Origin of the sequence: Flavobacterium anhuiense (assembly GCF_050990855.1) — a bacterium.
Taxonomy (GTDB): Bacteria; Bacteroidota; Bacteroidia; order Flavobacteriales; family Flavobacteriaceae; genus Flavobacterium; species Flavobacterium anhuiense_C.
Window position 1 is genome coordinate 339,241 of sequence record NZ_CP158861.1, and the last position, 11,059, is coordinate 350,299.

General features: G+C 29.8%; 12 protein-coding genes. 1 reads left to right on the forward strand and 11 read right to left on the reverse strand.

Going from position 1 to position 11,059, the window contains the following annotated elements; all coding sequences use genetic code 11:
• Window positions 1-5: 5 nt before the first annotated feature.
• The 10 genes from rfbA to ABTV69_RS01665 are packed head-to-tail and all read right to left on the reverse strand — an operon-like array spanning window position 6 to window position 8,626.
• Window positions 6-890, reverse strand: a complete 885-nt coding sequence (rfbA, locus tag ABTV69_RS01620; protein WP_433833688.1) for a glucose-1-phosphate thymidylyltransferase RfbA — start codon at window positions 888-890, stop codon at window positions 6-8.
• A 39-nt stretch (window positions 891-929) separates the two neighbouring features.
• Entirely contained in the window at window positions 930-1,775 is an 846-nt protein-coding gene (gene rfbD / locus ABTV69_RS01625) for a dTDP-4-dehydrorhamnose reductase (RefSeq protein WP_433833690.1), read from the reverse strand.
• Window positions 1,775-2,323, reverse strand: a complete 549-nt coding sequence (gene rfbC / locus ABTV69_RS01630; protein WP_433833692.1) for a dTDP-4-dehydrorhamnose 3,5-epimerase — start codon at window positions 2,321-2,323, stop codon at window positions 1,775-1,777. The genes rfbD and rfbC overlap by 1 nt, the downstream gene beginning before the upstream one ends.
• Window positions 2,324-2,338: 15 nt before the next feature.
• Complete coding sequence (locus tag ABTV69_RS01635; protein WP_433833694.1) at window positions 2,339-3,475, reverse strand: DegT/DnrJ/EryC1/StrS family aminotransferase; 1,137 nt, start codon at window positions 3,473-3,475, stop codon at window positions 2,339-2,341.
• Entirely contained in the window at window positions 3,475-3,897 is a 423-nt protein-coding gene (locus ABTV69_RS01640; RefSeq protein ID WP_433833696.1) for a hypothetical protein, read from the reverse strand. The genes ABTV69_RS01635 and ABTV69_RS01640 overlap by 1 nt, the downstream gene beginning before the upstream one ends.
• Window positions 3,887-4,858 carry an MraY family glycosyltransferase gene (locus ABTV69_RS01645; protein ID WP_433833698.1) on the reverse strand — a complete coding sequence of 324 codons (972 nt, stop codon included), beginning with the start codon at window positions 4,856-4,858 and terminating at the stop codon, window positions 3,887-3,889. The genes ABTV69_RS01640 and ABTV69_RS01645 overlap by 11 nt, the downstream gene beginning before the upstream one ends.
• Window positions 4,859-4,867: 9 nt before the next feature.
• A complete protein-coding gene (locus ABTV69_RS01650) occupies window positions 4,868-5,800 on the reverse strand; it encodes a GDP-L-fucose synthase family protein (RefSeq protein WP_433833700.1) in 933 nt (310 codons plus the stop codon).
• A gap of 31 nt (window positions 5,801-5,831) precedes the next feature.
• Window positions 5,832-6,950: a GDP-mannose 4,6-dehydratase gene (gene gmd / locus ABTV69_RS01655; RefSeq protein ID WP_433833702.1), complete on the reverse strand. Its 1,119-nt coding sequence runs from the start codon at window positions 6,948-6,950 to the stop codon at window positions 5,832-5,834.
• A 39-nt stretch (window positions 6,951-6,989) separates the two neighbouring features.
• The gene (locus ABTV69_RS01660; protein ID WP_433833704.1) at window positions 6,990-7,886 is read right to left on the reverse strand and encodes an NAD-dependent epimerase/dehydratase family protein; all 897 of its coding nucleotides are present in this window, start codon (window positions 7,884-7,886) and stop codon (window positions 6,990-6,992) included.
• Entirely contained in the window at window positions 7,883-8,626 is a 744-nt protein-coding gene (locus ABTV69_RS01665; protein WP_433833706.1) for a glycosyltransferase family 2 protein, read from the reverse strand. The genes ABTV69_RS01660 and ABTV69_RS01665 overlap by 4 nt, the downstream gene beginning before the upstream one ends.
• Window positions 8,627-8,777: 151 nt before the next feature.
• On the opposite strand from ABTV69_RS01665, the gene ABTV69_RS01670 reads away from it, so the two are divergent.
• The gene (locus ABTV69_RS01670) at window positions 8,778-9,809 is read left to right on the forward strand and encodes an acyltransferase (RefSeq protein WP_433833708.1); all 1,032 of its coding nucleotides are present in this window, start codon (window positions 8,778-8,780) and stop codon (window positions 9,807-9,809) included.
• 62 nt (window positions 9,810-9,871) lie between these two features.
• On the opposite strand, the gene ABTV69_RS01675 is transcribed toward ABTV69_RS01670, so the two are convergent.
• Window positions 9,872-10,942 carry a glycosyltransferase gene (locus tag ABTV69_RS01675; protein ID WP_433833710.1) on the reverse strand — a complete coding sequence of 357 codons (1,071 nt, stop codon included), beginning with the start codon at window positions 10,940-10,942 and terminating at the stop codon, window positions 9,872-9,874.
• Window positions 10,943-11,059 lie beyond the last annotated feature (117 nt).

The following is an 11,059-nucleotide window of genomic DNA, read 5'->3' on the forward strand; positions in this document are numbered from 1 at the left end:
ACAAATTAAATTTTAACACCTCTTTTCTTTTGTTTTAAAAATTCTAGCAAATAAGTCCCATAACCGGATTTAAGTAATGGCTGAGCCAACTCCTCAAGTCTAGCATCATCAATAAAACCTTGTCTCCAAGCAATTTCTTCAATACACCCTACTTTTAAACCTTGTCTTTCTTCTAAAACTTGTACAAATTGCCCTGCTTGCATTAAGCTATTAAAAGTTCCTGTATCCAACCAAGCAGTTCCTCTACTTAACATTCCAACTTTTAAATTACCTTTTTCTAGATAAACTTTATTGACATCTGTAATTTCATATTCTCCACGAGCACTTGGTTTTATATTTTTAGCAATTTCTACAACTGAATTATCATAAAAATAAAGACCTGGAACAGCATAATTAGATTTTGGTTCTAATGGTTTTTCCTCGATAGAAATAGCATTTTTATTTTCATCAAATTCTACCACCCCATATCTTTCTGGATCAGCAACGTGATAAGCAAAAACAACTCCTCCGTTTGGATCAGCATTATCTTTTAATAATTGTTGCATGTTTGTTCCAAAAAAAATATTATCTCCTAAAACGAGAGCCACCTTATCATTACCAATAAATTCTTCACCTATTACAAAAGCTTGTGCCAAACCATTTGGATTTGGTTGTTCTGCATAACTAAACTTGCAACCAATTGTACTTCCATCACCTAAAAGTTTTCTAAAATGTGGCAGATCGTGGGGCGTTGATATGATTAAGATCTCGTTTATTCCAGTCATCATTAAAGTTGATAACGGATAATAAATCATTGGTTTATCATAGACCGGCATTAACTGTTTACTTACAGCTAATGTCAATGGATGTAATCTCGTGCCGGAACCTCCAGCTAATATAATTCCTTTCATAAAAGTTTATTTTTAATTTAGAGATCTAAAACCTTCGCTTTATATAAATAACTTCTTTAAACTTTCTTTATAATAAGGGACTTTTACATTATAAACAGATTTTATTTTAGATTTATCCAGCAATGAAAAACTTGGTCGTTTTGCTGGAGTTGGATAAGATGACGACGGAATTCCCCCCACTTTACAGTTATAAACTCCAAATTCTTTAATACTCAGAGCAAACTCATACCAACTGATCTCTCCTTCGTTTGAATAATTATAAATTCCAGGAATCCATTTTGAAGATTCAACAATATCAATCATTGCCTGTCCTAAATCTGCTGCATAGGTTGGTGAACCCACTTGGTCATTCACCACGTTAATTTCATCTCTTTCTTGCATCAATCGTTGCATCGTTTTGACAAAATTATTCCCAAACTTACTATAAACCCAAGAAGTTCTAATAATAATCGACTCAGGATTTTCCTTTAAACATGCTATTTCACCAGCCAGCTTGCTTTCACCATACACATTTATCGGATTAGTCTCTGCTTCTTCATTCAAAGCAATTGAAGATTTACCATCGAAAACATAATCTGTTGAAACATGAATTAACTTTACATTTTTTTTTGCAGAATATTTCGCTATTAATTCTACTGCTAAGTGATTCACTTCAAAAGCCAATTTTTGTTCTGATTCTGCCTTATCTACAGCAGTATAAGCTCCACAATTAAATATTATATCAGGATTATTTTTTTCTAATTGAGACTGTAGCAATTCTAAGTTATCTAATGTAATTTCGGCACGATCAGCAAACGTCCATTCATAATGGGTATAAGTAGATGCCAAAACTAAAAATTCAGATCCTAGCTGTCCTGTTGCACCTGTTACTAGAATTTTCTTCATTAAAATAAGCTATTACAGTTTTTAATAAAAGGTAAAATTTGATCTTTTTCCGAAACAATTGCCTCATCTAGGTTCATTCCCCAATCAATGTTTAAAGATGGATCATCATATTTAATCCCTCCTTCTGAAGTTTTGTTGTAAAATTGATCGCACTTATATATTACCGAAGCTGTTTCACTAATAACAGAAAATCCGTGCGCAAATCCTTGTGGCACTAATAATTGTTTTTTATTCTCAGCTGATAATAAAATACTAAATGCCTTCCCATAAGTAGGAGAATCTTTTCTCAAATCTACGGCAACATCAATAATTTCTCCTTCTAATACACGGATTAATTTTGTCTGCGCAAAAGGAGGGTTTTGATAATGCAAACCTCTTAAAGTCCCTTTCTTCGAAAATGACTGATTATCCTGAACAAATTCAATATTAATTCCTAAATCTTCAAATTTTACCTTACTGTATGACTCAAAAAAATAACCTCTTTCGTCTCCAAAAACGGTTGGTTCTACAATCAGTAAGTCTTTGATATATGTTTTCTCGATTTTCACTTTAAAAAATAAATCTTATAATAATTTATTAAAGAAATCAATAACAACCTCTTTAATTCTGCTTTTATCTTGATTTCTTAGATTCGAGCCTGACGGCAAACACAACCCATTTTCAAATAATTTTTCTGCTGTTCCGTTTCCATAATAAGGATAATTTTGAAAAACTGGCTGTAAATGCATTGGTTTCCACAATGGACGGCTTTCTATGTTTACTTCATCAAAAGCATGTCTCAGACTTTCCCTTTCTTGTTTTGTTTTTAACAATACCGTATTTAACCAATAATTAGATGCGAAATCTGCATTTGGATTATCAAAGAGTTCTGCATTTTTAATTTCCTTAAAAATCTCTTTGTAAAACAAGTGATTGTCTCTTCTTATGTTAATGTTATGTTCTAAAATTTTCATCTGTCCGAGACCAATACCAGCACAAATGTTGCTCATTCTATAATTATACCCCACTTCACTATGCTGATAATGAACCGCTTTATCCTTAGATTGGGTCGCATAAAAAATAGCTTTCTCTTTTTTTTCTTTTGAATTTACTACTAATGCTCCTCCACTTGAAGAGGTAATAATTTTATTTCCATTAAACGACAAAACTCCAAAAGAGCCAAAACTGCCACATTTTTTTCCTTTGTAAGTACTTCCTAAGGCCTCTGCGCTGTCTTCAATAATTGGTATTTCATACTCATCTGCAATTGCATGTATTTCATCAACTTTATAGGGCATTCCATATAAGTGAACTGCTACAATTGCTTTTGGCTTTTTACCGTTTTTAATTCGGTCTTTTATTGCAATTTCCAGATTTTTGGGACAAATATTCCAAGTATCTAGCTCACTATCAACAAATATCGGAGTTGCATTTTGATACAAAATTGGATTTGCAGATGCAGAAAAAGTCATACTTTGACAAATCACTTCATCACCAGCTCTAACACCTGATAAAATTAATGCCAAATGTATGGCTGACGTTCCAGAATTTAATGCTGTAACAAAATTTTCATTTTTAAACCAATCTTGAAGTTTGTTTTCAAAATCATCTACATTTGGACCTCCAGAAGTAATCCAATTTGATTTTAGGGCTCTCTGAATATATTCTTGCTCATAACCACTTTCTTGAGACAATGACAAATGAATCCTCTTATCTTTCATTATTTGAAAAGCCAATAATCTGATGGATAACGAACATCATCATTACTTACATTTGCTAATGGCAATGTAGAAAAGGATATTAGTTTTGAACTTTCTTCAAGAGATTCTATTGCATTTGCATACCCCGCAGGTATATGAACAATTTTACTTTCATGTTCAGAAACGAAAACAGTCTCAATAATTAAATCTTTCGAAGGATTCTCCCAATTATCAATTTTTATAAAATGAATATTAAAAGAACCCGAAAGACAATAAAAATTTTTAGCGTCTAATTTATGGCCTTGCCAGGCTCTAATTGGATTTTCCAGAGAATTGCTAATAATGTAAAACCTTTCAATATCCGCAAAACTAAAATCATTCACATATGAAATAGTACCTCTTTTATCTAAAAATTTTCCTCCCTGAATTAATTTAGGCTCCATGATCCAATCTTAAATTACTCTTGTTTAATAAATAAAATTTAGATGAATAAAGGAATAATAATGGTAGAATTACACCTAAGAATATAATTCCATCTTGAACCTGCTGATAAAGAGAAATCACTAATAACGAAATTCCAGCCTGTGATAAAGCATAAAAAAGCGACACTAATCGATGCTGAATTTTATATTCATTACTTAATACTTGATATAGGTGTAGTCTATGCGCTTCGAAAATATTTTGCTTAAGATAAAGTCTATGCAAAATTGTGCAAACTGCATCAACTCCATATACTGCTAAAAATAATAACCAAATTAGCGATTCTGTCACTAGAATAAGTTTTAACACTAAATAAATTATCCAAAAAGCTATAGCAATACTTCCAACATCCCCAGCAAAACATTTTGCTCTCTTTCTATAATTAAAAAATAGAAAAACCAAACTTGCAAGCATTGCATATTTTATAAACATACCATCTGTAAAAAGTTGGATTTTTGTATTAACATACAACAATGAGCCCATAACAACTAAAGTGTAAAGACCAGTAATCCCATTGATTCCGTCCATGAAATTATAGGCATTTATAAGACCAATGGCTAATACATATGTAATTGCAACACTCCAAATTGGCATTAACTGAAATAAATGCAAGTCATAAAAAATCAAAGTAATTGCAAGAAAATGAATAGAAATCCTAATCTTGTTTGATAAACTTTGAATGTCATCCCAAAAACTTACTAGACTAACTAATGTTATTCCTGTGAAGAAAAAGTAATTATTCTGAAAATGCTGTACAAAATAAAGCAAAGAAGAAAACCAAAAAATTATTCCCCCTCCTCTTAATGTAATTTCTTTATGCGAGCTTCTTTGATTGGGCTTATCAATTATATTGAAATGATCTGCAACTTTAAAATAAAGTAGCATAATGATCATTAAAATAATCCCTAAAATCGTATATTCCATTACATGAAATTATTCCCAATTATTATCTTTTATTTCGTCGTAAACTTTTTGAATGCCTTCTTCTAAACTCGTTTTAGCTTTCCATCCAAAGCTGTTTAATTTTGAAACATCCATAAGTTTGCGCGGAGTTCCATCAGGTTTAGAAGTATCCGTTAGAATTTCTCCTTCAAAGCCAACTATTTTTTTTACTAAAATAGCTAAATCTAAAATTGAAATGTCTTCTCCAACTCCAATATTTACTAATCCTTGTTCATTATAATTTTCCATTAAATATAAACAAGCCTCAGCAAGATCATCGGCATGTAAAAACTCTCTTTTCGGACTTCCTGTTCCCCAAATAGTAACTGAAATATCATTATTACGCTTTGCAGTAATAAATTTCCTTAACATTGCTGGAAGAACATGAGAGTTTTTCAAATCGTAGTTATCATTAGGCCCATACAAATTAGTTGGCATTACCGAAATAAAATTACACCCAAATTGATCTCTATATGCATCACACATTTTAATTCCTGCAATTTTTGCAATTGCATAAGGCTCATTTGTAGGCTCTAATTCTCCTGTAAGCATGTATTCTTCCTTTAATGGCTGAGGAGCCATCTTAGGATAAATACATGAAGAACCTAAAAACATTAATTTCTTTACATTATTTAGATAAGACTGATGTATGATATTATTTTGTATCATCAAATTTTCATAAATAAAATCTCCTCTATACGTATTATTTGCTATAATTCCACCAACTTTTGCTGCCGCTAAAAAAACAAAATCAGGTTTCTCTTGAGCAAAAAAATCTGACACTGCTTGTTGATTTCTTAAATCTAGTTCTGAAGAAGTCTTCAATACAAAATTTGTATATCCTTTTTGTTTTAATTGACGTAAAATAGCCGAACCTACCATACCTCTATGTCCAGCTATATATATTTTATCTTGTAAATTCATTGTTTTTTTTCTTAATAAATTTAGATCTAAATTAATATCTAACAGCCGATCTAACTTCATTTAACATTTTCTCTCTTTGAACATATTCTAGATCAGACACCATCATTTCTTTTACTAATCCGGCCAAATCATATTTAGGCACCCATCCTAATTTTGTTTTTGATTTTGTTGGATCCCCAATTAACAGGTCTACTTCTGTTGGACGGAAGTATTGTGGATCTACAGCAATAACTTGTTTTCCAACTTCTAGTTGATAACTTGAATTACTACAAGAAACAACATATCCTTTTTCTTCAACACCTTCTCCTCTAAATTCAATATCTACTCCTACTTCTGCAAATGACATCTTAACAAAATCACGAACATAAGTAGTTTCTCCCATTGCAATAACGTAATCTTCTGCAACATCTTGCTGAAGAATTCTCCACATAGCTTCTACATAGTCTTTAGCATGTCCCCAATCACGTTGAGCATCTAAATTACCTAAGTACAAGCAATCCTGCTCTCCTAAAGCAATTGCAGCTGTAGCCATAGTAATTTTACGAGTCACAAAAGTTTCTCCTCTACGCGGAGATTCGTGGTTAAACAAAATTCCATTACAAGCAAATATGTCATAAGCTTCTCTATAATTTTTTGTAATCCAGAAACCATAAATTTTTGCCACGCCATAAGGAGAACGTGGATAAAATGGTGAATGCTCATCATAAAGTCCTTTCTCATTCTTATTCTCTGCTAAACCTCCGTATAACTCAGATGTCGATGCTTGATATATACGTGTTTTCTTTTCCAAACCTAAAATACGTACAGCTTCTAAAATTCGTAGTGTACCAATACCATCAACATTTGCAACATACTCTGGCGAATCGAAAGAAACCTTTACATGGCTCATTGCTCCTAAATTATATATTTCATCAGGCTGTACTTCTTGAATAATTCTAATAACATTTGTTGAATCTGTCAAGTCTCCGTAATGCAATTTAAAATTTACGTGAGTTTCGTGCTGATCTTGGTATATGTGATCAATACGTTGAGTATTAAAAGAAGAAGCTCTTCTTTTAACACCATGGACCATATATCCTTTTTCTAATAATAATTCTGCCAAATACGAACCATCTTGTCCGGTAATACCTGTTATAAGAGCAATTTTCATTTTTATTATTTTATTATTTTATTATTTATTTCAGTTATTTTATTTTTTCTTAAAAGATTCAAAAGTTTTAATTAATCCTATTTCTGCTGATATCGGTAAATCTTTTTTAATAGCACTCTTTATTTTCTTATTACTAACTATGTAGTTTTCAGTCAATTTATCTAAACGTTCTGTATTTAAAGGTAATTTGGCATAATCCCCAAATTTAGCGAACAACCTGATGAAAGACGAATTAATATTTAAAATTAAATTTTTCTTTTTTAAACTTCTACCAATTAAATTAATTAATTCGTTTGTTGAGAGATTTTCATCATCAGCCAAATTGTAGATACCTGAAATAACTGAATCATTATCAATAATTTCACCAACAAAAAAACAGAGATTTTCAATATTCAAAAATGAACGTTTATTCTCAAAATTTCCTAATGGCCAAGGTATTCCTTTTGACACAACATTATATAAAAGATTTAAATTCCCCTTATTTCCTGGACCATGTATCATACAAGGTCTCAAAATATATACTCTTTTATAATCAGGTAGTCTAGTATTTAAAATATATTCCTCTGCTTTTCTTTTCGCAATGCCATAGTGTGTCTTCGGATTAGTTTCAAATTCTTCTGTTAAAATTCCATTTACTTGATCAGCTGCCGCTTTAACTGTACTCATAAAAACAAATATTTTTGAAGAAGAAGAAATAAAAGCATCAAACAACTGCCTGGTCAATTCAAAGTTCGCATGATAATATTCTAAAGGATCAGCTACTTTTTTTAAATCGTGTGCCTTCCCTGATAAGTGAATAATCACATCCGTATTTATACTAAGTTTTTGCTCTGGAATATACCTCACACTTAAACAATCGATCTCATGATCTTTTTCCAAATATTGTTTAAGATTTGTACCTACAAAACCTGATGCACCTGTTATTGTTATTTTCATCTTTTCAAATATCCTATTATTTTCCAAAAAAAACGCATTTTTATCTTTGAAGAGGAAAAAGCCATATCATTCATAGTAAGAGCCTTTTGAATTTCTTTTGTAATTAATTTATACGAAGAAGATCCAGAACTACTTAAACCACCTACTAGCATTGATGTTGTTATGATTGAAGAATATTTCCAACTAATTTTATTCTTCAAAAAAAATCGAGTAATCAACTCATAATCTGCGCCTATTTTAAAACCTAAATCATAAACTCCAAATTTAGAAAAAAGCTCTTTTTTAAAAAAGATGGAAGGATGCGGAGGCATAAAACCTATTCTAAGTTTATCAGGATTCCAATATTTAGAAGAATAAAGTCGTACAATCTTACCATTATCTTTCTTCTGTACAATATTTCCAATTGATGCATCAATATCATTTTTTTTATGAAAATCTACTATTTCTTCAATAACAAATGTCGAATTAAAAACATCATCAGAATTCAAAATTCCAATTAGATCTCCTGAGGCCATTGCTATTCCTTTATTCATAGCATCATAAAGGCCTTTATCTGGTTCTGATATCCATTTAGAAATTACATCGTTATGTTTTTCAATAATAGTAACAGTTGAGTCTTTTGAATTTCCATCAACAATTATATATTCTATATTTTTATATGTTTGATTTTTAACTGACAAGATTGTTTTCTCAATGGTAATTGAGCTATTATAACAAACTGTTATTATGGAAATTTTCATTATTAAATTCTTATATTGATTTATAAATTTGACTATTTTATAAAAACTTTTTTACCTCATTGCTTATTAACTTCTAAACAAAAATGAAAAAATTAAATTACATTTTTTCTAAAAATTATAATATTTAAGTTCCATATCTTCGTAAAAAAAAATGCACGAAACTAAATTACAATGGGCGGATAGCCTAAGAGCCCTGGCTACCGTTTCTGTAATTATATTACATGTTACGGCTCCCTTATTAACAAGTATGGAATCTCTTTCTAATTGGTGGATTGGAAATATTATTCAAAGCTCTGTTAGATTTAGTGTCCCTATTTTCTTTATGCTAACAGGTTCTCTGCTTTTTGATAAGGAATATGCTATTGACGTTTTTTTAAAAAAGAGATTTTTTAAAGTTGTACTTCCATTTCTTTTTTGGAGCATTCCTTATATTTTATTTAGTTTAGTGATTAAAATAATGCACAAAGAACATTTAGATTTTTTTCAAGTTTTTATGTTTACAATTGATCAATTTAAAAATGGCAGTTCCTATCATCTTTGGTTTGTATATACATTATTAGGCATTTATATTTTCACTCCAATAATTAGTAAATGGATAAAAAACAGTACGAATAAAGAGGTCTTATATTTTTTGTCAATTTGGTTAATTACAATTTTATATACTTATCCAATTTTCTCAATATTCAGTACTAAATTAGATCTTTCTCATTTTACTGGTTTTCTAGGGTATGCTATCTTAGGATATTATTTAAGAAAGATTAGTTTTGAGAATTCTACCAAAAAGAATCTTATAGCTTTTATTCTATTTTTTACAGGCTTATTAATAACAATTGTAGGAACCTTCTTCTTATATAAGATTAAAGGAAAAATGGATGAATTATACTATGAGTATTTAACATTTAATGTATTAATGTGCTCAATGGGTATTTATCTATATATTAAGGACAAAAATATAAAGAGTATATTTTTTCTTAACTTTTTAAATTTAATCAATAAATTTAGTTATGGTATTTATTTAGTACATGTATTAGTTTTAGCATTTCTTACAAAAGCGGGAATCACCTGTTTCTTTATTCATCCTTTAATTGGAATTCCAGTAACTTCTTTATTATGTTTAACAATTTCAACCTTACTGATATATATTATCAACAAGCTTCCTTATGGAAAATATATATCAGGGTAAACACAACTAATCTCTAATTTTTAGCTGTATTATTCCGCTAAAAATTACTTTTTCATCAATTATCAATTAGAAGATAATAAATAATTAAAACTATTAGCTACATCTTCCCAATTATTTGGAAATTTTTCTAAAACTGTAGTATAATTAACTTTAACACCTAATCGATAATCATCTGTGAAATCATCAATTGCTTTTAAAAAAGATTTTTCATCATAAGGGGTAAAATAGTAGGCTGAATTTTCGCACATCCATCTTGAATAGTTAAAATCTGCAACAATAATTGGTAAATCAATAGTTAAAGATTCAATTAAAGGCAATCCATAACTTTCCATTGATGATATAAAAAGGAGCGCATCCGCTTTTTTATAATAATCATTCATTTCTGATGTACTTAATCTTCCTAAATTTTTCAAGAAGGCAATATGTTTAAATGCTTCAAATTCTTCTTCTTTTAATGTCAGCCAAATCTCAAAACCATTATCCTGAATATTCTCTTTCAACAAATATTCATTAATTTTCAATAAAAACTCATGCTTTTTATGTGGGTAAAAGGCTGAAGGATAAAATAGTTTTATTTTAGATTCCTTTACTGAATTAGCAGTTTTATTTTTATCTAGCCAATTAGGTACTGGTTGAGGGATAACAACTATTTTATCCTTTATAGCTGGATAAGATTTAATCATTTCCTCAGCAATAGCTCCAGTCTGAACTATTATTTTTTTAGCATAAACCTGATTAATCGAAAACAAGAATCTATTTATTCTGAATTTAAGACTTTTTCCTGAAAACTTATTAATTTTTGGATATACTAAATTTGGCTGATGAACCAAGACGACTTGATTATGAATTCCTCTTAGAGGTATATCTCCTAAAACAATTGTAGGCACATTTGAAAAAATAAAACTTGAAAAAAAACACTCTATAAATCTTGAAATGGGATTTGGTAAAAATCTTTTATATATTCTAATTTTAGTATTTTCAGCATTAAAATTAAAACTATCACTTGGTAGAAATACTGTTGTGTTTTGTAAAAATCCCAAAGAAGAAGAAGCTTCTAGAAAAGAAATAACAACCTGAGAAGCGCCCAACCCGTTTATATTAGTGGCATGTATTTGTATTTTATTTTTATCCATTTTTTTTTAACCATTGCAAAGTTTATCAGCTACTCCGATATTTATCTTTAAACAATTCAATCAAAGTATTTCATTTAAACTGTGAAAAAATCGTAATTAAACACAAACATCTTTTTG